Here is a 26,225-nt window from a genome sequence, read left to right as displayed (position 1 = left end):
CATGAGCGAACAGCAATCGCAGCAGACGCAGGTGTTCGACGTGGTGGTGGTCGGCTCCGGCGCGGGTGGCATGCTGGCCGCGTGCCGCGCGGCTGACCGGGGTCTTTCGGTTGTGGTGATCGAAAAGAGCGAGGTATACGGCGGCACGTCGGCAGTGTCGGGCGGCGGCATCTGGATTCCGTGCAATCACCATATCGCCGAACTCGGCGCGACCGACACGCGTGAAGCGGCGCGCACCTATCTCGATGCGTGCACGAAAGGCCTGACCGCGTCGGACAGACTGGACGTTTACCTCGACGTCGCGCCGGAAATGCTGCGCTATGTCGAAGCGAATACGCCGGTGCGTTACGAGTCGTTGCCGAAATACGCGGACTACTTTCAGCATCTGCCGGGCTCGATGCCGGGCTATCGCGCGCTCGATCCGTTGCCGGTGGATGGCGCATCCCTCGGCGCGGAATTCGCGCGGCTGCGCCTGCCCTCGCCGGGCACGCTGATCGGCGGCCGCGTCGCGGTCACGTCGAAAGAAGCGCATGTGCTGTTGTCGAAAGCACCGGGGTATATCGGCCTCGCGTTGAAGCAATTCGGCCGCTACTGGTTCGATTGGCGTGCGCGTTTTCACTCGCGACGCGATCGGCGGCTGACGCTCGGCAATGCGCTCGTGGGCGGTTTGCGCCGCGCCTTGCTCGATCGCAACGTGCCGCTGTGGCTGAATTCGCCCATGCGTGAACTGCTCGAAACCGACGGCCGTGTGACGGGCGTAGTGATCGAATACGGAGGCCAGCGCGTGCGCGTGCTGGCCAAACGCGGCGTGATTCTCGCGGCCGGCGGCTTCGAACGGAATCAGGCGATGCGCGAGCGTTTTCTGCCGCGCCCGACGCAAGCGCAATGGAGCGCCACGCCGCCGCACAACACGGGTGACGCGATCGCCGCCGGCATGCAACTCGGCGCGCGCGTCGCGTTGATGGAGCACGTATGGGGCGCGCCGACCGTGCACGTCGATCATGAGGAAAAGCAGCGCGCGTTGTTCGTGGAGCGCAACTTGCCTGGATGTGTGGTCGTCAACGGACTCGGCAAGCGCTTTGTCAACGAAGCGGCGCCGTATTCGGAGTTCGTCCCGGCGATGTATCGCGACCATGCGCAGACGGGCGCCAGCGTGCCGGCGTGGATGGTGTTCGACGCACGGTTTCGCCATCAATATCCGTGCGGGCCGATCATGCCCGGCGCGATGATGCCCGACTCGCGCATTCCCGCGCCGTTCCGTTCGCTGCTTTACAAGGCCGAGTCGCTGGATGCATTGGCCGCGAAAATCGGCGTGGATGCGCAAGGCCTGCGCGACACAGCGGCGAAGATGAATCGCTACGCCGCGAACGGCGTGGATGAAGAGTTCGGCAAAGGCGGCAACGCGTTCGACATCTACTACGGCGACCCGAACGTCAAACCGAACCCGTGTCTCGCACCACTCGAAACCGGCCCGTTCTACGCAGTGCGGATCGACGCGGGCGACATCGGCACAAAGGGCGGACTGTTGACGGACGCGTCGGCCCGCGTGCTGCGCGAGGACGGCTCGCCGATTACCGGCCTCTACGCGATCGGCAACACCAGCGCCTCGATGGTGGGCGCGAGCTATCCGGGCGCAGGCTCGACACTGGGCCCGGCGATGACCTTCGGCTACATCGCCGCCAATCATCTTGCCGACGGCGAGCCCGTTGCATCGGACAGCGCCCGTGCTTCAACCAGCGAACTTCGCGGAGTCACACCATGAGCGATCTCAACTCTCACCCGCTGCGCGCGGACATGTTGCTGGCGATGCGCCGTCTCGCGCGCTCGGTCGCCGTGATCAGTTGCAGCGACGATGAGCGGCGCTATTCGATGTCGGCGACCGCGGTCGATTCGCTGTCGACCGAACCGCCTTCGCTGCTGATCTGCATCAACCGCAACTCGTCGATCTTTCCTCCGCTCGATCAGGGCGTGCCGTTCTGCGTGAACGTGCTGTCGGCGCAGCATCAGCATATCGCGATCGATTGCAGCGGCCGCCTGAAGGGCGAGGAGCGCTTCACCACCGGTAACTGGCAAAGCTCGGCGCAGGGCGTGCCGTTTCTGCTCGATGCGCAGGCCAGTCTGATCTGCACGCAGGACGGCCGCTTCGACTATGGCACGCATGCGATCTTTATCGGCCGTGTCGAACAGGTGCTGATCAGCGGCGAGGTCGATCCGCTCGTGTACGTGGATGGCATCTACACGACCGCCACGGCGCCCGCGCGCTGCGTGACGGCTTGAGCGAGGCGCACCGCGACATGCACGACTCATCGTCCGCACAACAGGACTTCGCGACGCCGGTGGATGCGCCGCTCGTCGTGGACGATCCCGCGCGCATGCGCTGGGATGATGTCTGCGACGTGCTGGTCGCGGGCTTCGGCGCGGCGGGCGCGTGCGCCGCGTTGGAAGCGGCATCGGCGGGAGCAAAGGTGCGTATCGTCGAGCGCTTCGAAGGCGGCGGCGCGAGCGCGAAAAGCGGTGGCGTGGTGTATGCGGGCGGCGGCACGCGCTATCAGACCGAAGCAGGCTACGACGACACACCGGAAGCGATGTTCGCGTACCTGCAGCAGGAAGTCGGCGACGCGGTGTCCGCCGCGACGCTCGCGCGCTTTTGCGCGGGCAGTGTCGATATGCTGCGCTGGCTCGAACGGCTCGGCGTGCGCTTCGCCGCGTCGGTGCCGCCGCGCAAGACTTCGTATCCGCAGAATCGTTACTACCTGTACTACTCCGGCAACGAGGCCGTGGGCGACGTCGTGCGCAAACACACGCCCGCGCCGCGCGGACACCGCGTAGTCGGCGACGGCATGTCGGGACGTGTGCTCTACGACACGCTGCGCCGTGCCGTCGAAGCGCAGCCGTTCATCGACACCTTGCGGCACGCAAGCATCCGGCGGCTCGTCACCGATCGCGGCGGGCGCGTGATCGGCGCGCAGGTCTGGCAAGTGGCGCCAGGCCGCGCGCAGCGTGCGCATGGGCGGCTCGCGCGTTGGGCCGAACTTCTGCATAACGGCATGCCCGCATGGGCGGACCGCTTGCGCGCCGCGCTGCATCGCATCGAAATGCGCGAAAGCCGACTTATCACGATCAAGGCCGATGCGGTCGTGCTGAGCACCGGCGGCTTCATCTTCAATCGATCCATGCTGGCGCAGCACGCGCCGCGTTATCTGCCGAACTGGCGGCTCGGCACCACGGGCTGCGATGGCAGCGGCATCCGGCTCGGCGCGTCGGCGGGCGGTGTGGCGGCGCGACTCGAACGCGTGTCCGCGTGGCGCTTCATCAATCCGCCCTATGCATGGGCGCAAGGCTGCGTCGTTGACCGTCACGGCGAGCGTTTCTGCAACGAGGAAGTGTACGGCGCAGCACTCGGCCACGCGATGTGCGAAACACGCGAAGGCCGCGCTTGGCTGATCCTCGACGCGCGCCTCGTCAAGCAGGCGCTCAACGAGTGCGTGCGCGGCAAGCTCTGGACATTTCAAAGCGTGCCCGCGCTGCTGCTGATGCTCGCGGGCCGTAAGCGCGGCAACTCGCTGGCGGAGTTGGCTACGCGCATCGGTTGCGATCCGGCGGTGCTCACGCGATCCGTCGTACGCTACAACACCGCCGCGCTGAACGGCAGCGATAGCGAATTCGGCAAATCCGCCGCGATGCTGCAACCGCTCACATACGGCCCGTATTACGCAATCGATATCTCGGCCGACAGCCGCGTGTTCCCGTGTCCGTCGATCACGCTCGGTGGTTTGCGGGTCGATGAAACAAGCAACGCCGTGCTGTCCGCCGATGGCGAGCCGGTCGAAGGTTTGTTCGCTGCCGGCCGCGCCGCGTGCGGACTCGCATCGAATCATTACGTGAGCGGTCTTTCGCTTGCGGACTGTATCTGGTCCGGCCGCCAGGCGGGCCGGGCCGCAGCGGGCGTGGTTCTCGCGAACGCCGCCCATTCCCTGACTGAAACTGACTGACACTGACAAGAGAGAATGAAGATGGGAGACAGACTCAAAGGCAAGATCGCGATCGTGACGGGCGCCGCGAGCGGCGTCGGCAAACAGGATGCGCTGCTGTTCGCTCGCGAAGGCGCGCGCGTCGTGCTGACCGACGTCAACGAAGAAGCGGGCCGCGACGTAGCGGCGCAAATCGGCGATGCGGCGCTTTTCGTGCGTCATGACATCACCTCTGAAGCGGGCTGGAACGATGTGTTCGGCGCTGCGCAGAGCAGCTTCGGCACGCCGGACGTGCTGGTCAACAATGCCGCCGTGCTGTTGCTCGGCAATATCGAGGACACCACGCTCGAACAATGGCAGCGCGTACTGCGCATCAACGCCGAAGGCTATTTTCTCGGCTGCCGCGCGGCGGTGAAGGCGATGAAGGAGAAGGGCGGCTCGATCGTGAATATGTCGTCGGTCGCGGCGTTGGGTGGGCTCGGCGCGTTCTGCGCGTATTCGGCCAGCAAGGGCGCGGTGACCGCACTGACGCGCGCAATCGCCGCGCATTGCAAGCAACAGGGTTACAAGGTCCGTTGCAACACCATTCACCCGGACGGCATTCTCACGCCGATGACCGCGCCGTTCTTCGGCGCCGCCGAAGAGACGCGCGAAGCGCTCACGCAATCCGTCGATCCGCATGCGCGCATGTGCTTGCCGGAAGATATCGCGAATCTGGTGCTGTTCCTTGCATCCGATGAATCGCGCTTTATCAACGGCAGCGAGTATCGGATCGATAACGCGCAGCTGATCATGGGCGTGGCCTGAGTTCGCGCGCCATGGCCGATTCGCGTTTTCACCGGCTCAAAGTGACGGACGTGATCGCGGAGAGCGCCGACGCGCGCTCTTTCGTGTTCGATCTGCCGCAGCCATTGCGCGATGCGTTCAGCTATCGCCCGGGGCAGTTCCTCACGCTCAAGGTGCCGTGCGCCGACGCGACCGTGCAGCGTTGCTATTCGCTTTCGAGCGCGCCGGGTATCGACCATGCGCCGAAGATCACCATCAAGCGCGTGCGCGACGGACGCGCGTCGAACTGGATGTGCGACAGCGTCCAGCCCGGCGACGAACTGGACGTGATGGCGCCGGCGGGCGTTTTCACGCCGCGCTCGCTCGACGGCGATCTGCTGCTATTCGCGGGCGGCAGCGGCATCACGCCGGTGCTGTCCATCCTGAAGTCGGCGCTGGTGAACGGGCGCGGCACGCTGACGCTGATCTATGCGAACCGCGACGCACAGTCGGTGATTTTCGCCGATGAATTGCGGCAACTCGGGCAGCGGCATGCGGGCCGTTTGCGGGTGATTCATTGGCTCGACAGCGTGCAGGGTATTCCGCAGCAGCGCCATCTGGAAGAACTGGCGCGGCCTTGGAGCATGCAGGAGTGCTTTATCTGCGGACCGGCGTTGTTCATGGAGAACGCGTTGGCGGCGATGCTGGCGTTGGGCTTGCCGCGCGCGAAAGTGCATGTGGAGCGGTTTGCTTCCTTGCCTGATTTGCCGGCGGCTGTGGTGAAGTCCGCCGCGCAAGCCACACCGGCAGCAATGGAATCGATCGGGACGGAAGCGGAAACCGCAGAAGCCACCGCCGCGAAAATCGAAACCGTGCTAGACGGCGCCACTTTTCACGTTGTGAGCGAACCCGGCGAAACCCTGCTGGACGCCATGTTGCGCGCCGATGTTCCCGCGCCCAATTCCTGCCGCAACGGTTTATGCGGCGCCTGCATGTGCCGGGTCGTCGACGGCAGCGTGAAGCTGAACGTCAATCACGTGCTCGACGCGGCAGACCTCGCCGAGGGCTGGACGCTCGCCTGCAGTGCCACACCCGCCAGCGCGACATTGCGTGTGGCTTTTCCCGACTAGGTTCGCGAGCGTGCGCGACGCACGGCTCACGTGTGTCCCGCACGCTCGCGAACCCTCTTCATCGAATTCATCATGACGCTGAACCACATTCTGACGACGCCCGCGTTGATCGCGCGAGGCGCCGCGCGCTACGGCACGCGCATCGCGATCGAAACGGTACAGGGCAATCTCAGCTACGCGCAACTCGACGCCGCGCGGATCACGGCGGCGCGGGCGTTGATCGGTTGCGGCATCGAGACGGGCGAGCGCGTCGCGATCTGGGCGCCGAACGTCGCGCTGTGGATCGTGGCGGCACTGGCGATTCACAGCACGGGCGCGGCGCTGGTGCCGATCAACACGCGCATGAAAGGCCTGGAAGCCGGCGCGATTCTCGAGGACAGCGGCGCGCGGCTGCTGTTCTGCTGCGGCACCTTCCTCGGCGAATCGTATCCGGCAATGCTGGCCGCGCATCGTTCGGCGTCGCTGGAGCGCGTTGTCGTGTTCGACGGTGAGGCGTTGCCGGCCACAGGCACGACCCAGGGTTGCGACGAAACGTGGGACGCGTTCCTGCTACGGGCAGCGGGGACGTCGATGGAAACGTTTCGCAGCCGTGAAGCGCAAGTGCGCCCTGACACGTTGATGGACATCATGTTCACGTCCGGCACGACGGGCCGCCCGAAAGGCGTCATGACCACGCACGGCCAGAATTTGCGCGCGGTTCATGATTGGGCCCAAATCGCGACGCTACGCGAGGCCGACCGCTACCTGATCGTCAATCCGTTCTTCCATGCGTTCGGCTACAAGGCCGGCTGGCTTGCGGCGCTGGCGAGCGGCGCGACGGTGCTGCCGCATCTGGTGTTCAACCCGGAGCGCGTGCTCGAACGCATCGTGCGCGACCGCGTCTCCGTGTTGCCAGGGCCGCCGACGCTGTATCACGCGTTGCTCGACATGCCGGGTCTCGCTGAGCGCGATCTGTCCTCGCTGCGCGTGGCGGTGACGGGGGCCGCGGCGATCGCGCCGAGTCTCATCGAACGAATGCGCGCGCAACTCGGCTTCGAGACGGTGCTGACCGGCTACGGTCTGACGGAATCGTGTGGCTTCGCCGCGCTGTGCCGGCGTGGCGACGACGGCGAAACCGTCGCGCACACCTCGGGCCGCGCGATGCCGGGTGTCGAAATACGTATCGCCGACAGCGACGGAAGCGCGCTCGCGCCGGGCCAAACCGGCGAAGTGCTGATTCGCGGCTACAACGTGATGCAAGGCTACTTCGGTCAGCCGGAAACGTCGCTCGACACGATCGACGCCGACGGCTGGCTGCACACCGGCGATCTCGGCACGCTCGACGAACGCGGCTATCTGCGCATCACGGATCGCATCAAGGACATGTTCATCGTCGGCGGCTTCAATTGCTATCCGGCGGAGATCGAACGGCTTTTCAGCGGGCATCCGTCGATCGCGCAGGTAGCGCTGGTCGGCGTGCCCGACGCGCGGCTCGGCGAAGTGGGGCATGCGTATATCGTGTTGCGCTCGGGCGAGCACGCGAGCGTCGAGGAACTGACCGAGTGGGCTCGCCAGAACATGGCGAATTACAAGGTGCCGCGCTATCTCACGCTGGTCGATCAGTTGCCTGTCAACGCGGCCGGCAAGGTGCTCAAGTACCGCCTGCGGGAGGGTGCCGCAAGCACCGTCGCTGGCAGCGAAAAAACCGCTGAAAACACCGCCGCGAGCTAGTCCCAACAGACGATGTTGCACACGCTGCGCACCGCCAGAATAAGCCTGACAACAACAGCTTCTGGAGGAGTCGGAGATGATCGATGTGCGGGCTTTAGGCTACGTCGTCGTGCAGTCGGCCAAGGTCGACACATGGCGCGATTACGCCGAAAACGTGCTGGGCATGCAGGCGCAGGAAGCAACGAATGGCGCGCTGTATCTGAAGATGGACGAGCGCGATTTCCGCTACCTGATCGTGCCCGGCGACACCGATCGCTACTTCGCGTCGGGCTGGGAACTGGCCGACGCTGCCGCGTTCGATCACGCGATTCGCACGCTCGAATCGAACGGTGTCGAGGCGGTCCGCGCGAGCGCCGATGAAGCGACACTGCGCCGTGTGCAGGCGATGGCGTGGTGCGTCGATCCGTCCGGCAACCGGCACGAGTTTTTCTGGGGCGTGCGCGCCGATTTCCGCCGCTTCGCTTCGCCGCTCGGCGTGCCCGGTTTCGTGACCGGCGCCATGGGCCTCGGCCACGCGGTGCTGCCCGCGCCGCACTTCGACGCCACCGATGCTTTCCTGCGCAACGTGCTGGGCTTCGAGCTGTCCGACATCTTCCGCGTCCGCTTTACCGACGACCCCGCCGAGCCGGAAAAGCGCATCCACTTCCTGCACTGCAAGAACGCGCGTCACCACAGCCTCGCGATCATGGATCTGGCGGTGCCGTCCGGCTGCATTCACGTGATGGCCGAAGTCGACTCGATGGACGAAGTGGGCCGCGCGCTCGACCGCGTCGCGGCGCAAGGCGTGAAGCTCTCCGCCACGCTCGGCCGCCATTGCAACGACCACATGGTCTCGTTCTACATGAAGACGCCGGGCGGTTTCGATCTGGAATACGGCTATGGCGGACTGACCGTCGACTGGGCAGAGCACAGCGTCTATGAAGCGACGCGCGTGAGCCTGTGGGGACATGACTTCAGCGTGGGATTTCGCTAGGCCGATATGAAAACACTCGACAAACAACTCAGCGCGCGCGACGTGGTCGCGCAACTCGCGGACGGCATGACGATCGGCATAGGCGGCTGGGGTCCGCGGCGCAAGCCAATGGCGCTGGTGCGCGAAATCGTCCGCTCCGATCTGAAGGACCTCACGGTGGTCGCGTATGGCGGCCCGGACGTTGGCCTGCTGTGCGCGTCGGGCAAAGTACGCAAGGTGGTGTTCGGCTTTGTCTCGCTCGATGTGATTCCGCTCGAGCCGCATTTTCGCCGGACGCGCGAATCCGGCGCGCTCGATGTGTGGGAGCTCGACGAAGGCATGTTGCAACTCGGCCTGCGTGCCGCCGCCGCGCGCTTGCCGTTTCTGCCCACGCGAGTCGGCCTCGGCACCGATCTGCTCAAGCATGCGCCGCATCTGCGAACGGTCGAATCGCCGTACGGCGGCGAGATGCTGCTCGCGATGCCCGCCATCGAACTCGACGCCGCGCTGCTCCATGTGAACGCGGCGGACCGGATGGGCAATACGCGCATCGACGGCCCCGATCCTTTCTTCGATGCCTGGTTCGCTCGAGCGGCGGCGAAGTGCTTCGTCAGCAGCGAGACGGTCGTCGATTCGCTCGCGAGCAGTGACCTCGACCTCGCGCGCCGTAACACCTTCGAACGTTCGCTTGTAACCGGCGTGGTGCATGCGCCGTGCGGCGCGCATCCGACCTCGTGCGCGCCGGCTTATGGCTGGGATCTGCCGCATCTGAAGACGTATTGCGCGAGCGCCGAGGGCGAAGCGCAAACAGCGGCTTATGTGCACGACACGGTAGGCACCGACGAAGCCGGCTACCTGCAGCGCGCGGGCGGCCGGTCCCATGTGGCGGCGTTGCCGTTGCCGATTGTGTAATGGAGCGCAGATGAGCGACTCTCTCGATTATTCTCTCGCCGAACTCATGATCACCGCCGCGGCGCGCGTCTGGCGCGACGACGGCGAAGTGCTGGCGACCGGCATCGGCACCGGACCGCGGCTTGCCGCGGGTCTTGCACGCCTTGCGTACAACGCCGGTTTGATGCTCACCGATGGCGAAGCCTATCTGGTCGAAAGCCCGGTGCCGCTCGGGCCGCGCGAAGCAGGCTATCGCGTCGAAGCATCGGGCCTGATGACCTACGAGCGCGTGTTCGATTGCGTGTGGCATGGCAAACGGCATGCACTCGTCATGCCCACGCAGATCGACCGCTTCGGCCAGGCCAACATTTCGTGGCTCGGCGACGACTATTCGAAGCCGAAAACACAACTGCTCGGCGCGCGCGGTTTTCCGGGCAACAGCATCAATCACGCGAATTCGTTTTTCGTGAGCGGGCATGGCAAGCGGACGTTCGTAGCCGGCGAAGTGGATATGGTGTGCAGCGTGGGCTACAACCCGGCCCGCGAGATTCCAGGCATGCGTGCATTCACGGATCTGCGCAGCGTTATCACCGATCTGTGCGTGATGGACTTCGGCGGCCCAGAACATGCGGTACGGGTGCGCTCGTTGCATCCCGGCGTGAGCTTCGACGAAGTGCAGGACGTCACCGGCTTTCCGCTGCTCGCGCATCCCGACATGCATGTAACGCCGCCGCCGGCCGAGAGCGATCTGCGCATCGTACGCGCGCTCGATCCGCACAACCTGCGCGCGAGCGTCGTGCGCAACAACCCGGCGCCGCGTCGCGCGTGAGGGACGTCATGTCGAACCAGACATCCACGGCGGAAACGAAAGCCGAAGAGCGGGTCGTCGAGTATCGCGTGACCGACGGCATTGCGACCATTACCATGAATCGCCCCGAGTACCACAACGCGCAGAACTCGAAGATGACTTACGCGCTCGACGCGGCGTTCAAACGCGCATCGAACGACGACGCGGTAAAAGTCATCGTGCTCGCCGGTGCGGGCAAGCATTTTTCGGCGGGCCATGACATCGGTACGCCGGGCCGCGACATCGATCAATCGTTCGAGCGGGAATCGCTCTGGTACGACCACGTCGGCAAGGAAGGCGGCGAGTTTCTCTACGCCCGTGAGCAGGAGGTCTATCTCGGCATGTGCCGCCGCTGGCGCGATCTGCCCAAGCCGACCATCGCGATGGTGCAGGGCGCGTGCGTGGCCGGTGGGTTGATGCTGGCGTGGGTGTGCGATCTGATCGTCGCATCGGATGATGCCTTCTTCTCCGATCCGGTCGTACGCATGGGCATTCCCGGCGTCGAATATTTTGCGCATGCGTATGAACTGAATCCGCGCATCGCCAAGGAGTTTCTGTTTCTCGGCGAGCGGATGGATGCGGCGCGCGCCTATCAGATGGGTATGGTGAACCGCGTCGTGGCGCGTGAGCGCTTGCAGGACACCGTCACGGAGATCGCCGCGAAGATCGCACGCATGCCGAGGCTCGGCTTGGCGCTCACCAAACAGGCGGTGAATCACGTCGAAGAACTGCAAGGCAAGCGCGCCGCAATGGATGCCGCGTTCGCATGGCATCACTTTGCCCATGCGCACAATGAACTGATCAGCGGCGACAAGCTCGGTGGCTACGACGCCCGCAAGATGGCCGACTCGCAACGTGCAACGCCCGCCAACGCTGCGGATGTCACGGCAAATGGAGAAGCCGCATGAGCGCGGCCCTGCATACGCCGCTGTGCGATCTGCTCGGCTGCCGCTATCCGGTCGTGCAAACGGCGATGGGTTGGGTCGCCGACGCGCGGCTCGTGGCCGCCACCTGCAATGCGGGCGGCTTCGGTTTTCTCGCCGGCGCGACGCTCGAAGCCGACCGCGTGGAAGCTGAGATTCTCCGGGTGAAGGAACTGACGGACCAGCCCTTCGGGATCAACTTCCATATGTTCCAGCCGAACGCGGCGCAGGTCGTCGATCTGGCGATTCGCCACAAGCTGCGCGCCGTGAGTTACGGCCGCGGCCCCGACGCGAAAACGATCCGCCGCTTCAAGGACGCGGGCGTGATGTGCATTCCCACCGTCGGCGCGCCGAAGCATGCGCAAAAAGCGGTCGAACTCGGCGCCGACGCGGTCACGGTGCAGGGCGCGGAAGGCGGCGGCCACACCGGTTCGATGCCGACCACGCTGCTGCTGCCGCGCGTGCTCGATGCGGTGAACGTACCGGTGATCGCCGCAGGCGGTTTCTTCGACGGACGCGGTCTCGCTGCCGCGCTCGGCTACGGCGCATCCGGTATCGCAATGGGCACACGCTTTCTGATGACCGAAGAATCGCCCGTGCCGCGCGCGACGCTCGAACGTTACGTCGCGGTGAATGACCCGTCGCACATTCGCGTGTCGGCCGCGCTCGACGGCCTGCCGCAACGCATGATCGACAACCCGTACCTAATGCGGCTCGAAGCCTTCGGTCCATTGCGCCGCACGCTGTTCGCCTTGAAGACGGCCGAAGCATGGCGCCGCCAGAGCGGCATGAGTTTCGCGCAAATGGCGTCGCTCGGACTCAAGGCGTTACGCGACCACAACTACACCGCGAGCCAGACGCTGATGGCGGCCAACGCGCCGTTTCTGATCCAGCGCGCGATCGTCGACGGCGCGCCCGACGAAGGCGTGTTGCCCAGCGGCCAGGTGGCCGCGGTGATCGGCGCGCTCGAATCGTGCGAAAGCGTGATTGCCCGCATCGTCGACGAAGCGGTGGCGCGACTCGACGCGCTCGCCGCCATGCGCGGCATCCCGGTTCACGCCTGAACCGCCCAAGCACATCCACACCATTCATCAGGGACGACAGACCATGACACAAGCCCTCGACAGCGTCCGCTCGCTGCCGTTCAGGATCGAACGCGAAGGCGGCATCGGCGAGCTGGTGATCGATCAGCCGCCGGTCAATGCCCTCGACTCGCAAGGCTGGCAGGCGCTCGCCGACGCGATCGACGCGCTCGGCCGCGACGACAGCGTGCACGTGATCGTGTTGCGCGGTGCGGGGCGCGGCTTTTGCGCGGGTGTCGATATCAAGGAACTGGCCGCGCATCCGGAGCGGATCGTCGCGGTCAACGCCGGCAACTATGCGACCTTTCGCGCGGTGCACCGCAATCCGAAGCCGGTGATCGTCGCGGTGCACGGCTTCGTGCTGGGCGGCGGAATCGGCATCTGCGGCGCGGCGGACGTGATCGTCGCGTCGGAGTGCGCGCGCTTCGGCGTGCCCGAAATCGACCGCGGCGCGATGGGCGGCGGTGCGCATTTGCAGCGCATGTTCGGCGTACAGAAAGTGCGCGCGATGTATTTCACCGGCGAGATGGTCGATGCCGCTGAAGCTTATCGCCTCGGCGCAGTCGAACGCGTCGTGCCGCGCGAACAGTTGCGTGACGCGGCGTTGGAGCTAGCCCGCAAGATCGCGGCGAAAAGTCCCGCGATGCTGCAACTCGCCAAAGAAGCGCTGAACGGCGTCGAGGACGGTGACCTTGAAGACAAATACCGCTGGGAACAGGGCTTCACGTTGCAGGCCTACATGACGAACGATTCGGCCGAAGCACGCTCGGCGTTCGTCGAAAAACGCGACGCGCAATTCGACGCCGCCCAACGCCCGGCCGGAGCGCGCGCATGAAGCTCGACTACACGCCGGCGCAGCGCGCCTTTCGCGCCGAGATTCGCGGCTGGCTCGCCGAGCATGTGCCGCGCGAACCGCTGCCGAGCTTCGATACCGAAGCGGGCTTCGCCGCGCATCGCGCATGGGAGCGTACGCTGCATTCGGGCCGCTGGAGCATGGTGACGTGGCCGCGCGAGTTGGGCGGACGCGGTTGCGATCTGATCGAGTGGCTGATCTTCGAAGAAGAATACTGGCGCGCCGACGCGCCGATGCGGGTGAATCAGAACGGCATCTTCCTGCTCGGGCCGACCTTGATGGACTTCGGCACTGACGAGCAAAAGGCCCGCTTTCTGCCCGCGATGGCGGCCGGCGAACACGTGTGGGCGCAAGGCTGGTCCGAGCCGAACGCGGGCTCGGACATGGCCGCGATCCGCGCGAGCGCGACTCGCAGTGACGGCGGCACGGGCGGCGAGTACATCCTCAACGGCCAGAAAATCTGGTCGACGCGCGCGGTCTGGGCCGACTGGCTGTTCGGCCTGTTTCGCAGCGATCCGCAATCCACGCGGCACCACGGCCTGACTTTCCTGATGGTGCCGCTGAACACCCCCGGCATCACCGTGCGGCCGATCCGCCAGTTGAACGGCCACACTGGCTTCGCGGAGATTTTCTTCGACGACGTGCGCGTGCCGCTCGATCACCGTCTCGCCGGCGAAGGCATGGGCTGGCAGGTCGCGATGGCGACGGCCGGTTTTGAGCGCGGCTTGATGCTGCGTTCGCCGGCACGCTTTCAGCGCACCGCCGAAGCGTTGCGCGAGCTCTATCTGGCGCATCGCGCGCAGGCCGATCGCGATCCGACTCTGCGCGAGCGCGTGATCGACGCATGGATGGACGCGCAAGCCTACGCGCTCTCGACCTACGCGACCGCCAGCCGCTTGCAGAAGGGCGGCCATATCGGCGCGGAGTCGAGCACCAACAAGGTGTTCTGGTCAGAACTCGATTTGCGCATGCATCAGACCGCACTCGACATTCTCGGCGCGCGCGGCGAAGTGGTGCCGCGTACTCACGAACAGCACGCCACGCTCGGTAACTGGCTCGACGGTTTTCTGTTCGCGCAGGCCGGGCCGATCTATGCGGGCACCAATGAGATCCAGCGCAACATCGTCGCGGAACGGATGCTGGGGATGCCGCGCTCGTGAAAGCCGCGCTGGTTGCCGCGTGCGTTGCAGATGCGGCACGCCGCATCGAGCCCGCATTCAGACGCTTAAAGGATTGAGCGAGGAACTATGGATTTCGTATTCAACGAGGATCAGGAAGCGCTGGTCAGCAGCGTCAGGCGTTTTCTCATGACGGAGATGACGCCCGAGCTGATCCGCGAGTTGTGGAACACGCCGACAGGGCGCTCGGACAGCATCTGGGACCTGTTCGCCGCGCAAGGACTGACGGCGCTCTCGGTGCCGGAAACTCACGACGGCATGGGTCTCGGTGAAGTGGAGTGGGCGTTGCTTGCACAGACCTACGGCTACTTCGCCGCTCCCGAGCCGTTGCTCGATACCGCGCTGGTGGCCGTGGGCATGCTCGAAGCGCTGCCCGCGAGCGGGCGGCGCGACGCGTTGTTGCGCGACATCGCGGCGGGCTCGGCGCGCGTGTCGATCGCGCATCCGGTGAACCCGTATGTCAGCGACGCGCATGTTGCCCAGGTTTTGCTGGCCGAGCGCGATGGCGAGTTGCACTGGCTCACGCCGCACGCGTGCCGGCTGAATGCGGTCGAAAGCGTCGATCCGTCGCGGCGTCTGTTCGAAGTCGATTGGCAATCTTCGTCGGACACGCGCGTGGCATCGCGCGACGAAGCGGCGCCGATTCTTGCGGGCGCGCTGGATCGCGGCGCATTCGCCGTCGCCGCGCAATTGCTCGGTCTGACACAGCGCGTGCTGGACATGGCGATCGACTACAGCGCGCAGCGCAAGCAGTTCGGCAAACCGATCGGCTCGTATCAGGCGCTCAAGCATCTGCTCGCCGATGTCGCGATCCGCTATGAATTCGCGCGGCCCGTGGTGCATCGCGCCGCGTGCGCGATCGCCGACAACGATCCGCAACGCGCGCTGTACGTCTCGCACGCCAGGCTCGCCGCCACCGCCGCGGCGCAACTCGCCGCGCGCCACGCGATGCAGGTGCACGGCGCGATCGGCTACACGTGGGAACTCGATCTGCAGATTTTCATGAAACGCATCTGGGCGCTCGTGAACAGTTGGGGCGACACGACGTTTCACAAGGCCCGCGTCGCGGCAGCGCTGATCGATGCGCGCGTGCCGATCGGCCCGGCCCATACTTTTGAACTGGAGTCCCGATGAAACAGGCTTATATCGTCGACGCGCTGCGTACGCCGACCGGCCGCCGCAAAGGCGGACTCGCGCAGGTGCACGCAGCGGACCTGGGCGGCTTCGTGTTGAAGGAACTGGTCTCGCGCAACCCGATTCCCGCAGAAGAGTACGACGACGTGGTGTTCGGCTGCGTCGATACGATCGGCCCGCTGGCGGGCAATATCGCTCGCACCTGCTGGCTCGCCGCGGGTTTGCCGCTGACGGTGCCCGGCGTGACCGTGGACCGTCAGTGCGGTTCATCGCAACAGGCTGTGCATTTCGCCGCTCAGGCGGTGATGAGCGGCACTCAGGACGTGGTGGTCGCGGGCGGCGTGCAGACCATGACGCAGATTCCGATTTCATCGGCGATGACGGCGGCCGTGCCGCTCGGTTTCACCGATCCGTTTTCCGGCAGCATCGGTTGGCGCGCGCGTTTCGGCGACGCGCCGGTCTCGCAGTTTCACGCGGCGCAGCGGATTGCGGATCACTGGAATCTGTCGCGCGAGACGATGGAACAGTACGCGCTCGAAAGTCACCGGCGCGCGCTGGCTGCGATCGAAAGCGGCTACTTCGCGCGCGAGATCGTGCCGTTCGCGGGCGTTGTACACGATGAAACGCCGCGCACGGACACCACGCTCGCGAAGATGGCGTCGCTCGAACCGTTGATGCCGGGCGGCGCGCTGACAGCCGCTGTCTCCAGTCAGACCTGCGACGCGGCAGCGGCCTTGCTGATCGTCTCCGAAGATGCGCTCAAACGCTACGGCCTCACGCCGCGTGCGCGCATCCATCATCTGAGCGTGCTCGGCGACGATCCGCTGTGGATGCTCACCGCGCCGATTCCCGCGACGCGTCACGCGTTGCGCAAAGCCGGCCTGACGCTCGATGACATCGACGTCGTCGAACTCAACGAGGCGTTCGCGTCGGTCGCATTGGCGTGGCTTGCCGAAACGCGCTATCCGCACGCACGCACCAATCCGAACGGCGGCGCGATCGCGCTCGGCCATCCGCTCGGCGCCACCGGCGCGCGGCTAATGACCAGCCTGCTGCACGAACTCGAGCGCACGCAAGGCCGCTACGGCCTGCAGACGATGTGCGAGGGCGGCGGTCTCGCCAACGTCACGATCATCGAGCGCCTGTAAGCGCATCACTGTCTACGAGGATCAAGCATGGGAATCTGCAATGGCCGCACGGTGATCATCACCGGCGCGGGAGGCGGGCTGGGCCGCGAATATGCATTGACGTACGCCGCCGAAGGCGCGGCGGTGGTGGTCAACGACATTCGCCGCGACGCCGCGCAAGCCGTGTGCGACGAGATCGCGCGGGCCGGCGGGCGGGCGCTCGGCAACGCGGACGACATCACGCGCATCGACACCGCGCAACGCATCGTCGATGCCGCGCATGAGGCGTTCGGCGAGGTTCACGTGCTGGTGAACAACGCGGGCATCTGCCGTGACCGGATGTTCGCCAGCATGACCGAAGACGATTGGGACGACGTGATGCGCGTGCATCTGCGTGGTCACTTCTGTCTCGCGCAATTGCTCGCGCGTGAATGGCGCGAGGCGTCGAAGGCGGGCGCCGCCGTGGATGCTCGCATTATCAACACCAGTTCCGGCGCGGGTCTGCAAGGCTCGATCGGCCAGGCGAACTATGGCGCGGCGAAAGCGGCCATCGCGGCGCTCACGTTGATGCAGGCCGCCGAGCTGCAGCGGTACGGCATTCGCGTGAATGCGCTGGCGCCCGCCGCGCGCACCTCGATGACCGAGGGCGTGTTCGCCGACGTGATGAAAAAGCCCGCCGACGGTTTCGACTATTTCGATCCAGCCAACGTGGCGCCGCTCGTGGTGTGGCTCGGCAGCGAACATTCACGCGATGTCACCGGCCAGGTGTTCGAGGCCGCAGGTGGCATGATCGCGGTCGCCGAAGGCTGGCGCACGGGGCCGCGAATCGATCATGGCGCGCGCTGGAACGTCGCCGAGATCGGCGGCGCGGTCGCCGCGCTGATCGCGCAGCGCGAGCCGGCGCAACGCGTCTACGGAAGCTGATGCGATGAACCTCGCTCTCTCCGAAGAACAGATCATGATCCGCGACGCGGCGGCCGAGGTGCTGGCCGAGCGCAGCACGTCGGCGGCCGTGCGGCACGCGATCGAACACTGCGCCGGTCGCGACGATGCGTTATGGCGCACGCTCGCGGGTGAGCTCGGCTGGTGCGCGCTGACCGTGCCGGAAGCATCGGGTGGCGCGGGTCTGGGCGCGACCGAGCTGGTGCTGATGATGGAGCAGATGGGCCGGCGTCTTGCCTGCGTGCCTTACTTCGGCACGGTCTGCCTCGCGGCGACGGCGCTCGCGCACTGCGACACCGATGCGGCCCGCGAGCGGCTCGCGCGAATCGCGAGTGGTGAATCAAATGCGACGCTGGCGCTGCCGCTTTCCGCGAGTTTCGATTTCGCCGACGCACGGAGCGTACCAGTGTTGGCCGAAGAAACTGCTAGTGGCTATCGGTTGTCGGGCACGTTGGCTCAGGTAGTGGACGGCGTGAGCGCGGAGCTTCTGCTTGTGCCGGCCCGCATCGCGAATGAAGCGCAGGCGCTCGCGCTATTCGAGTTGCAGGGCGTGGATATCGCGGGTCTGACGCGCACGCCGCTCGTTACGCTCGACGCAACGCGTCCGTTGGCGCGGCTCGATCTGCATGCCGTCGAGGTGCCGCGCTCGGCATTGCTCGCGCGTGGCCCTCGAGTTGAGCGCACGCTTTCGCGTACCGCCTGGTTTGCCGCGCTGGCGCTCGCTGCCGAGCAGGTGGGCGGCGCGCAGCAATGCCTCGACCTAACGCTTGCCTACACGGCCGATCGCGTGCAATTCGGCCGCACAATCGCCTCGTTCCAGGCCGTCAAACACCGCTGCGCGCAGATGATGGTCGAGATCGAGGCAAGCCGCTCGATGGTGCTCGGCGCGGCGCAGGCGTGGGATCGCGCTGCTGCCGCTGCAGTCGACGTTGATGACACGCTCGCCGACATCGCCGCCGCAAAAGCCGCCGCCAACGACGCTTTCCGTTTCTGCGCGCAGGAAGCGATCCAACTGCACGGCGGCGTGGGCTTCACCTGGGAATACGACCCGCAACTGTATTTCAAGCGGGCGCACGCGGCGGGCGCGATGTTCGGCACGACCTCGCAGATGCTGTCGTTCATCGCGCAACACGTAATGGCTCGCGACGAGCGGGCGTCGAACACGGCGGCGCTCGCGCGTGCCGATCACGCGCAAAACGTGCTCGCGGGAGTCCTGTGATGAACAGCGAAACGCAATATCAGCGCTTGCGCGTCGAAGTCGCCGACTGGATGCGCACGCATCTGAGCGGCGAGTTCGCCTGCCTCAAGTACCGTGGCGGTCCCGGCGACGAGGAAGCTTATCCGGCGCTGCGCAAACAATGGGAGCGCGAACTCGCTGCGGCAGGCTGGACCGGCCTCGGCTGGCCCGCCGGCGAAGGTGGCCGCGGCTTCACGGTGGCCGAGCAGGTGATCTTCCACGAGGAATATGCACGCGCCGGCGGTCCGGGCCGAATGGGTCATATCGGCGAAGGCTTGCTGGGACCGACCCTGATCGCATGCGGCACCGAAGCTCAGCGCAAGCGCTTCCTGCCCGGCATCCTCGACGGCACGCAGTTCTGGTGTCAGGGCTATTCGGAACCGGGCGCGGGCTCCGACCTCGCCAATATCCGCACGCGCGCTGTCCGCGACGACCAGGGCAACTGGCGCGTGCATGGACAGAAAGTGTGGACGTCGCTCGCGCACGACTCCGACTGGATCTTCGTCGTCGCGCGGACTGATCCGGAGTCGCGCGGCAATCGGGGACTCTCGTTCCTGCTTTTGCCGCTCGATCAACCCGGCATCGAGATTCGTCCGATCAGGCAGATGAACGGCGGCGCCGAATTCAACGAGGTGTTCTTCGACGGCGCGCTCGCCGCCGCTAATGACCTCGTCGGCGCGGCGGGCGACGGCTGGCGCATTGCGATGACCTTGCTCGGCTTCGAACGGGGCATGTCCACGCTCGGCCAGCAGATGCAGTTCATCCGCGAACTCGAATGGGTGATCGACGCCGCTCACGAAGCGGGCGTCGCGCGCGACGCGGTGATCCGGCAACGCATTGCACGCGCGTGGGCCGGCTTGCGCGTGATGCGCTACAACGCGCTGCGCATGCTGGCCGGCGCCGACGAATCGTCCGGCGGCGCATTGGGCCGCGAGGCGCTGATCTACAAGTATTACTGGTCGAACTGGCATCGCGAGCTGGGCCAGCTCGCGATGGACGTGCTTGGACTCGATGCCAACCTGATCGCCGCCGACGATGAGAAACGCACCCGTCTACAAGGCGTATTCCTGTTCTCGCGCGCCGACACGATCTACGCGGGCACCAACGAAATCCAGCTCAACATCATGGCCGAGCGCGGGCTCGGCATGCCGAAGGAACCCAGAGGAACGCTATGAACGAGTCTCAAACGGTGCGCAGCGCGCCCGCGTATGTGCCCGGCCATCGGTTGCTGGCGGGCAAGTCCGTGCTGATTACCGCCGCGGCGGGCGTGGGGATCGGTTTTGCCGCCGCAAAGCGTTGCGCGGAAGAAGGCTGCCGCGCGCTCTTTATCTCCGACATCCACGAGAGACGGCTTTCGCAGGCGGTCGAAACGTTGCGCGCTGAAACCGGCTTGCAGGCGATCTACGGGCGCCTCTGCAATGTTTCGGTGGAAGACGACGTGCGCGCGCTGGTGGCCGACGCCGAGGAAAAACTGCAAGGCGTCGATGTGCTGATCAACAACGCCGGACTGGGCGGCGCGCGTCGCATCGTCGAAATGGACGATGCGGAATGGTCGCGCGTGATCGACATTAGCCTCACCGGCACCTTCCGCATGACGCGGGCAATGTTGCCGCACATGCAGCAACGCGGGCATGGCGTGATCGTCAACAACGCGTCGGTGCTCGGCTGGCGCGCGCAGGCGGAACAGGCGCACTACGCCGCGGCGAAAGCCGGTGTGATGGCGCTCACGCGCTGTGCCGCGCTGGAAGCCGCGCCTTACGGCGTACGCATCAACGCCGTGGCGCCGAGTATCGCGCTGCACGATTTTCTGAAGAAGTCGGCTTCGGCCGATCTGCTCGATCAACTGGCGTCGCGCGAAGCATTCGGACGCGCCGCCGAAGTGTGGGAGGTGGCGAACGTGATGGTCTTTCTGGCAAGCGACTACGCGTCGTATATGACCGGCGAAGTGCTGTCGGTCAGCAGTCAGCATGCGTGATGGAGTGCGCCGTGGCTGAAACAAATGCGTTGGAACGCAGCGCGCGCGTATTCGCGCATCCGCGCGAGTTGATCGCGGCGGCGGGTGAACAGCTTGGCGCGAGCGCGTGGCTCGAGGTCGATCAAACGCGCATCGACCGTTTCGCCGACGCGACGCTGGATCATCAATGGGTCCACGTCGATGCCGAACGCGCAAAGGGCGGCCCGTTCGGCGCGTGTATCGCGCACGGCTTTCTCACGCTCTCGCTGGTCAATTTCTTTTTGCCGCAGATCGTTTGCATCGAAGGCGCGCGGCTCGGCGTCAACTACGGCTGCGACCGGATCCGCTTTCCCGCGCCGGTGCGAGTGGGCGCGCGCGTTCGCGGCGTCGGCGAGGTATTGCGCGCCGAAGCGTTCGAAGGCGGCGTGCAGGCGTGGATCCGCGTGAGCGTCGAGATCGAAGGCGAGCCCAAGCCCGGTTGCGTGGCCGACACCATCAGCCGTTACTACCTGTAGAAACCTGTAGAACCCGTAGAGGAAAGAGTTCATGAACGAAGCGGTCATCGTGTCGGTTGCGCGCACACCGATCGGCAAAGCGTATCGCGGCGTGTTCAACGATACCGAAGCGCCCGCGTTAGGCGGCCACGTAGTGCGGGCGGCGCTGGAGCGCGCGCAACTGGAAGGCGCCGAGATCGACGACGTGCTGATGGGCTGCGCCGCGCAGCAGGGCACGCAGGGCTACAACATCGGCCGGCTTTCGGCTGCGGCGGCGGGGTTGCCCGCTTCGGTGCCGGGCATGGCGATGGACCGCATGTGCTCGTCGGGCCTGATGACGATCGCGACCGCCGCGCAGAACATCGTATGCGGCGACGCGCGGATCGTGATCGCGGGCGGTGTCGAATCGATCACGCTCACGCAGAACAAACACAAGAACGCGTACCGGGCTCGCTCGAACGCCGTGCTGGCGCATCAGCCCTCAGCGTATATGGCGATGATCGAAACGGCGGAGGTCGTGTCGCGCCGCTACCGGATTTCGCGCGAGGCGCAGGATGAGTACGCGTTGACGAGCCAGCAGCGCACGGCGGCTGCGCAGGCCGCGGGTCGCTTCGATGAAGAAATTGTGCCGCTGGAAGTGCAGCGCGCGCTGTTCGACAAGGAAGGCAAACAAACGGGCAGCGAAACCGTGCGCGCCACGCGCGACGAATGCAATCGCGCCGACACGACGGCGCAGAGCCTCGCCGCGTTGAAGCCGGTGTGGAGCGGCGGCGAAGCGGTCGCACAGGGCGAGTTCATCACGGCGGGCAACGCGTCGCAATTGTCCGACGGCGCCGCAGCCGTGGTGATGATGAGCGTGGCGGAAGCGAAACAACGCAGCCTCGCACCGCTCGGCATCTATCGCGGCATGGCGGTAGCCGGTTGCGACGCCGACGAAATGGGCATCGGCCCGGCGCTCGCGGTGCCGAAGCTGTTGGCGCGGCATCGGCTGACGGTGAACGACATCGGCCTGTGGGAGATGAACGAGGCGTTCGCGTGCCAGGTGATTTTTTGCCGCGATCAATTGCGTATTCCTGCCGAACGGCTGAACGTGAACGGTGGTGCGATCTCGGTGGGCCATCCGTTCGGCATGTCGGGCACGCGCATGACTCTGCACGGTCTGCTCGAAGCGCGGCGGCGTGGGATGCGCTACGTGGTCGTGACTATGTGCATCGGCGGCGGCATGGGGGCGGCGGCGCTCTTCGAAACAGCGGCATAGATCGCGGTCGGAGGTTTGCAGGGGATCGGGGCGCGCTGCGTGGGACCGGAGTAAGTGCTGAAGCACTAACTCCGGATCGACATAAGCGCTAAAGCGCCAACTCTGGTCATAGGAGACAAAGTATGAACTCGACACTACCGGGCTTGCTGCTCTCGGCGGCCGTGCTGGGCGCGGCGCTATTCGCGTTCTCGCCACGGCCGGTACCCGCCTTCGCGGCCACGGCCATCGAAGCCAATCATCTGCAGATCAATGGGCTCGCCAACGCGGGCACGGGACTCGTCGCGGTGGGCGAGCGCGGCGTGATCCTGCTGAGCGGCGATAAGGGCGCATCGTGGCGGCAAGCGGCGGTGACGCCCAATGAAGCCTCGGCGCTCACGCAGGTGTTCTTCATCTCGCCGCGCGTCGGCATCGCGGTCGGCCACGACGGCTGGATCGTGCGCACCGTCGACGGCGGCGCGCACTGGAACGAAGTGCGCTTCGATCACAGACATTCGGATCCGCTGCTGTCGGTGTGGGGCAATGCGGACGGGCTCGTATTCGTGACCGGCAGCTTCGGCCAGCTGTTCGTCTCGCACGATGCCGGCGCGACCTGGACACAGCAGAAGACGCCCGCCGACGACCGTCATCTGAACGCGATTGCCGGCGACGCCAGCGGCCGTCTGATGATCGCCGGCGAAACCGGCACGCTGCTTCGTTCCACCGATTACGGCGCGACCTGGGAGAAGCGTCCCGTGCCCTATCAAGGCTCGCTATTCGGCGTGCTGAAACTGGCCGACGGCGACTGGCTTGCGTACGGCATGCGCGGCAACGTGCTGCGCAGCACCGATCAGGGCGAGACGTGGACGCATGTGGACAGCGGCGTCGGCACCTCGTACTTCGGCGCGGTGCAACTCGCCGACGGCGAACTGGTGCTGGTCGGCCAGGGCGGAGCGATCGTCACCTCGCGCGATGGCGGCTTGACTTATGCAGTGCGCAAGGTCGGCGGCGTGCAGAGCCTTGCCGCGGTGGTCGATGCCGGACACGGCGAACTGGCGCTCGGCGGTGAAGCGGGCGTTGCGCTATTGCCGGTCACGGCGCCGCCGCGAGCCGGTCAGGCCGCAAACGGCGCGCCGTCTTCCTGATACTGCGGCTCGAACCGCTCCCTCATCGGTTGCCGATTGTTTGCCGAGCTTTTGCCGATCTTTTGCCGCGCGCCCGCCGGTCGTTATTCAGCCGCGTGCGCGGGCTTTCCGTAGTCCTGCCGTGAGACGCACCATGAACGCATCGTCCCATTCTTCATCGTCCCGCTCTCCGTCGCGTTTGTCACGCTTTGTCGAGCGATGTGCCGACGTCATCATGCGTCACCGGCGTATCCTCCTCACGCTTTGTCTCGCGCTGACGGTCGCGCTGGGTTGCTCCGCGACGCGCTTGCGGCTCGACCCCGGCTTCAACAAGATGATCCCGATGCAGCATCCGTACATGCAGGTGTTCAATCGCTACGCGAGTGCCTTTCCCGGTGCGAACACGATACTCGTGAGTCTGCGCTGGAAAGGTCATGGCGACATCTACAACCAGGCGTTCATGGACGATCTGCGCCACGCCACCGACGACGTGTTCTTCATCCCCGGCGTGAATCGCTCGCGCGTGTTCTCGCTATTCACGCCGAACGTGCGTTATACCGAAGTGACCGAGGCTGGATTTCGTGGCGACGTGGTCGTGCCCGGCCAGTTCAGCAGCGCGAATCCCGCCGATCTCGCCACGGTGCGCCGCAACGTCGCGCGTTCCGGCCAGATCGGCCGGCTGGTCGGTAACGATCTGCATTCGGCGCTGATCCGCGCGGAGTTGCGCGAGACCGATCCGGCGACCGGCAAGCATCTGGACTACAGCGCCGTGGCGCGGCAGCTCGAAGAGATTCGCGCGCGGTATTCGAAGCAGGATGTCGAGGTCGACATCATCGGCTTCGCGAAACTTGTCGGCGATGTAGAGGCGGGCATTAGCGGCGTGATCGGGTTTTTCGCGCTGGCGTTTCTGATCACCGCGGCGTTGCTGCTGCTCTACACGCGCTCCGCGAAAACCACGGCCCTCGCGCTCTTTGTCGCGCTGCTGCCGGTGGTGTGGCTGCTCGGTGCGCTGCCGATTCTTGGGCTCGGCATCGATCCCATGTCGATACTCGTGCCGTTCCTGATCTTCTCGATCGGCGTCTCGCACGCGGTGCAAATGACAAACGCGTGGAAACAGGCACTGGTGGCCGGCATGCCTTCCGTCGACGCCGCGCGCGACGCGTTTCGCAAACTGTTCGTGCCGGGCACCGTGGCTTTGCTGACGAACGCGCTGGGCTTCCTGGTGATCATGCGCATCCAGATCGAGATCGTGCGTGAACTGGGCGTTACGGCGTGTCTCGGCGTGCTGCTGATGATCGTCACCAATAAGGTGTTTCTGCCGATTCTGCTGTCGTACACGCGGCTCGAAACGGCCACGCTGGCGCGCGCGCAGCGCCGGGCGGCGGCCGGCGGCAGCCGGCTGTGGACGCGCTTTGCCGTGTTCGCGCGGCCCGCGCCTGCGCTCGGCGTGTTTGCGCTCGCGCTGGTGTTGCTCGCGTTCGGCGCGAAGGCGTCGCGCGATCTGCAGATCGGCGATATCGGTTCCGGCGCGCCCGAGTTGCGCGCCACCTCGCGCTACAACCTCGACAACACGCGCATCACGAGCGAATACAACATCGGCGTCGATGCGCTCTCGGTGATCGTCGAGACCACCGGTTTCGACGATGCCTGTCTGCACTATCCGGTGATGAGCGCGATCGAGCGCTTCGAAATGGAGATGCGCGGCGTGGCGGGCGTGCAATCGGTGGTGAGCGTGCCGTCGCTAGCGAAGATTTCGATTGCCGCGTTCAACGAAGGCAATCCGCGCTGGGGTGCGCTGCCGCGGTCCAGCGATGGCCTCACGCAAGGCGCCAACGCCTTCGATCCCGACAACGGTATGAACACCGCGAACTGCCAGACGATCCAGGTGTTGATCTATACGGCGAATCACGAGGGCAAGACCGTCGCGCACATCGTCGATGAAATCAAACGCGTTGCCGCGCAGGATCACACGCCGAATGTGGCGTTCCGGCTCGCGGGCGGCAATGTCGGCGTGATGGCGGCGACCAACGAGGCGGTCGGCGATGCCGAAGTCGCCATGCTGCTGTCGATCTTCGGCGCAATCGCGCTGTTGTGCGTCGTGACGTTCCGTTCATGGCGCGCGGTGTTGTGCATCGTCGTGCCGCTGACGGTGGTGTCGATTCTGTGCAATGCGGTGATGGCGTGGCTCGGCATCGGCCTGAAGGTCGCGACTCTGCCGGTGATTACGCTCGGCGTCGGTGTCGGGGTCGATTACGGCATCTATCTGTACGAACGCTTGCAGCACGAACTGCGCGGCGGGGCGAGCCTGGCCGACGCGTTCGCGGCCGCCATGCGTCAGCGCGGCACCGCCGCATTGTTCACGGCGGTGACGATGTTCATCGGCGTGGGGACGTGGGCGTTTTCCGCGCTGAAGTTCCAGGTGGATATGGGCGTGCTGCTCGCCTTCATGTTCCTCGTGAACCTGTTCGGCGCGGTGTTTCTGCTGCCGGCGCTCGCGGCGTGGCTCGGTGTCGAACGCGCGGAGAGGCGCGCGGGTGGCGCCATGGTTGCCACTCCTGCAGCGCTGACCGTGAGCGCTGCCCCGTCCGCTGCCGCCTCCGCGAAAACCGCGCAGCCGGCCACGCTGGAGCATGGCAATTCGGCGCGTTAGGGCTAGCTGAGCTACCTAGTCCGTCGA

23 protein-coding genes are annotated in these 26,225 nt (G+C 65.7%); all 23 read left to right on the top strand.

Annotation, left to right across the window (positions count from 1 at the left end; translation table 11 throughout):
- Position 1: 1 nt before the first annotated feature.
- The 23 genes from PQR54_RS28470 to PQR54_RS28360 all read left to right on the top strand — a co-directional run bounded on the left by PQR54_RS28470 (position 2) and on the right by PQR54_RS28360 (position 26,198).
- The gene (locus PQR54_RS28470; RefSeq protein ID WP_408251546.1) at positions 2–1,762 is read left to right on the top strand and encodes an FAD-dependent oxidoreductase; all 1,761 of its coding nucleotides are present in this window, start codon (positions 2–4) and stop codon (positions 1,760–1,762) included.
- A complete protein-coding gene (locus tag PQR54_RS28465) occupies positions 1,759–2,277 on the top strand; it encodes a flavin reductase family protein (RefSeq protein ID WP_408251544.1) in 519 nt (172 codons plus the stop codon). The genes PQR54_RS28470 and PQR54_RS28465 overlap by 4 nt, the downstream gene beginning before the upstream one ends.
- A 17-nt stretch (positions 2,278–2,294) precedes the next feature.
- Complete coding sequence (locus PQR54_RS28460) at positions 2,295–3,992, top strand: FAD-binding protein (protein WP_408251542.1); 1,698 nt, start codon at positions 2,295–2,297, stop codon at positions 3,990–3,992.
- 21 nt (positions 3,993–4,013) lie between these two features.
- Positions 4,014–4,778, top strand: a complete 765-nt coding sequence (locus tag PQR54_RS28455; RefSeq protein ID WP_408251540.1) for a glucose 1-dehydrogenase — start codon at positions 4,014–4,016, stop codon at positions 4,776–4,778.
- Positions 4,779–4,789: 11 nt separating this feature from the next.
- On the top strand, positions 4,790–5,866 hold the full coding sequence (locus PQR54_RS28450; protein ID WP_408251538.1) for a 2Fe-2S iron-sulfur cluster-binding protein: 1,077 nt from the start codon (positions 4,790–4,792) through the stop codon (positions 5,864–5,866).
- A 72-nt stretch (positions 5,867–5,938) separates the two neighbouring features.
- Positions 5,939–7,576, top strand: a complete 1,638-nt coding sequence (locus tag PQR54_RS28445) for a FadD3 family acyl-CoA ligase (RefSeq protein WP_408251536.1) — start codon at positions 5,939–5,941, stop codon at positions 7,574–7,576.
- Positions 7,577–7,652: 76 nt separating this feature from the next.
- Positions 7,653–8,549 (top strand): VOC family protein, encoded by an 897-nt coding sequence (locus PQR54_RS28440; protein WP_408251534.1) that lies wholly within the window; start codon positions 7,653–7,655, stop codon positions 8,547–8,549.
- Between the two features lie 6 nt (positions 8,550–8,555).
- Positions 8,556–9,440, top strand: a complete 885-nt coding sequence (locus PQR54_RS28435; RefSeq protein WP_408251532.1) for a CoA transferase subunit A — start codon at positions 8,556–8,558, stop codon at positions 9,438–9,440.
- A 10-nt stretch (positions 9,441–9,450) separates the two neighbouring features.
- Positions 9,451–10,248 carry a CoA-transferase subunit beta gene (locus PQR54_RS28430; protein ID WP_408251530.1) on the top strand — a complete coding sequence of 266 codons (798 nt, stop codon included), beginning with the start codon at positions 9,451–9,453 and terminating at the stop codon, positions 10,246–10,248.
- 8 nt (positions 10,249–10,256) lie between these two features.
- A complete protein-coding gene (locus tag PQR54_RS28425) occupies positions 10,257–11,174 on the top strand; it encodes an enoyl-CoA hydratase (RefSeq protein ID WP_408251528.1) in 918 nt (305 codons plus the stop codon).
- On the top strand, positions 11,171–12,253 hold the full coding sequence (locus PQR54_RS28420; RefSeq protein ID WP_408251526.1) for an NAD(P)H-dependent flavin oxidoreductase: 1,083 nt from the start codon (positions 11,171–11,173) through the stop codon (positions 12,251–12,253). The genes PQR54_RS28425 and PQR54_RS28420 overlap by 4 nt, the downstream gene beginning before the upstream one ends.
- Before the next feature lie 43 nt (positions 12,254–12,296).
- The gene (locus PQR54_RS28415) at positions 12,297–13,106 is read left to right on the top strand and encodes an enoyl-CoA hydratase family protein (RefSeq protein WP_408251524.1); all 810 of its coding nucleotides are present in this window, start codon (positions 12,297–12,299) and stop codon (positions 13,104–13,106) included.
- Positions 13,103–14,284 carry an acyl-CoA dehydrogenase family protein gene (locus tag PQR54_RS28410; protein ID WP_408251522.1) on the top strand — a complete coding sequence of 394 codons (1,182 nt, stop codon included), beginning with the start codon at positions 13,103–13,105 and terminating at the stop codon, positions 14,282–14,284. Before PQR54_RS28415 ends, PQR54_RS28410 begins: the two co-directional genes overlap by 4 nt.
- A gap of 87 nt (positions 14,285–14,371) precedes the next feature.
- On the top strand, positions 14,372–15,436 hold the full coding sequence (locus PQR54_RS28405) for an acyl-CoA dehydrogenase family protein (protein WP_408251520.1): 1,065 nt from the start codon (positions 14,372–14,374) through the stop codon (positions 15,434–15,436).
- Complete coding sequence (locus PQR54_RS28400; protein WP_408251518.1) at positions 15,433–16,584, top strand: acetyl-CoA C-acetyltransferase; 1,152 nt, start codon at positions 15,433–15,435, stop codon at positions 16,582–16,584. The genes PQR54_RS28405 and PQR54_RS28400 overlap by 4 nt, the downstream gene beginning before the upstream one ends.
- Positions 16,585–16,611: 27 nt before the next feature.
- Positions 16,612–17,487 carry an SDR family oxidoreductase gene (locus PQR54_RS28395; RefSeq protein ID WP_408251516.1) on the top strand — a complete coding sequence of 292 codons (876 nt, stop codon included), beginning with the start codon at positions 16,612–16,614 and terminating at the stop codon, positions 17,485–17,487.
- 4 nt (positions 17,488–17,491) lie between these two features.
- Positions 17,492–18,724: an acyl-CoA dehydrogenase family protein gene (locus tag PQR54_RS28390; protein WP_408251514.1), complete on the top strand. Its 1,233-nt coding sequence runs from the start codon at positions 17,492–17,494 to the stop codon at positions 18,722–18,724.
- The gene (locus PQR54_RS28385; RefSeq protein WP_408251512.1) at positions 18,724–19,917 is read left to right on the top strand and encodes an acyl-CoA dehydrogenase family protein; all 1,194 of its coding nucleotides are present in this window, start codon (positions 18,724–18,726) and stop codon (positions 19,915–19,917) included. The genes PQR54_RS28390 and PQR54_RS28385 overlap by 1 nt, the downstream gene beginning before the upstream one ends.
- Positions 19,914–20,717, top strand: a complete 804-nt coding sequence (locus PQR54_RS28380) for an SDR family oxidoreductase (RefSeq protein WP_408251510.1) — start codon at positions 19,914–19,916, stop codon at positions 20,715–20,717. The genes PQR54_RS28385 and PQR54_RS28380 overlap by 4 nt, the downstream gene beginning before the upstream one ends.
- Before the next feature lie 29 nt (positions 20,718–20,746).
- Positions 20,747–21,211: a MaoC family dehydratase gene (locus tag PQR54_RS28375; RefSeq protein WP_408251659.1), complete on the top strand. Its 465-nt coding sequence runs from the start codon at positions 20,747–20,749 to the stop codon at positions 21,209–21,211.
- 31 nt (positions 21,212–21,242) lie between these two features.
- A complete protein-coding gene (locus PQR54_RS28370) occupies positions 21,243–22,448 on the top strand; it encodes an acetyl-CoA C-acyltransferase (RefSeq protein ID WP_408251509.1) in 1,206 nt (401 codons plus the stop codon).
- 122 nt (positions 22,449–22,570) lie between these two features.
- Positions 22,571–23,569, top strand: coding sequence for a WD40/YVTN/BNR-like repeat-containing protein (locus tag PQR54_RS28365; RefSeq protein WP_408251507.1), 999 nt, complete (start codon positions 22,571–22,573; stop codon positions 23,567–23,569).
- Between the two features lie 133 nt (positions 23,570–23,702).
- A complete protein-coding gene (locus tag PQR54_RS28360) occupies positions 23,703–26,198 on the top strand; it encodes an efflux RND transporter permease subunit (RefSeq protein WP_408251505.1) in 2,496 nt (831 codons plus the stop codon).
- The last annotated feature ends 27 nt before the right edge of the window (positions 26,199–26,225 follow it).

The organism is Paraburkholderia phytofirmans (genome assembly GCF_046028095.1).
GTDB classification, from domain to species: Bacteria; Pseudomonadota; Gammaproteobacteria; order Burkholderiales; family Burkholderiaceae; genus Paraburkholderia; species Paraburkholderia phytofirmans_A.
This window is presented reverse-complemented; position numbering and strand designations above follow the sequence as displayed.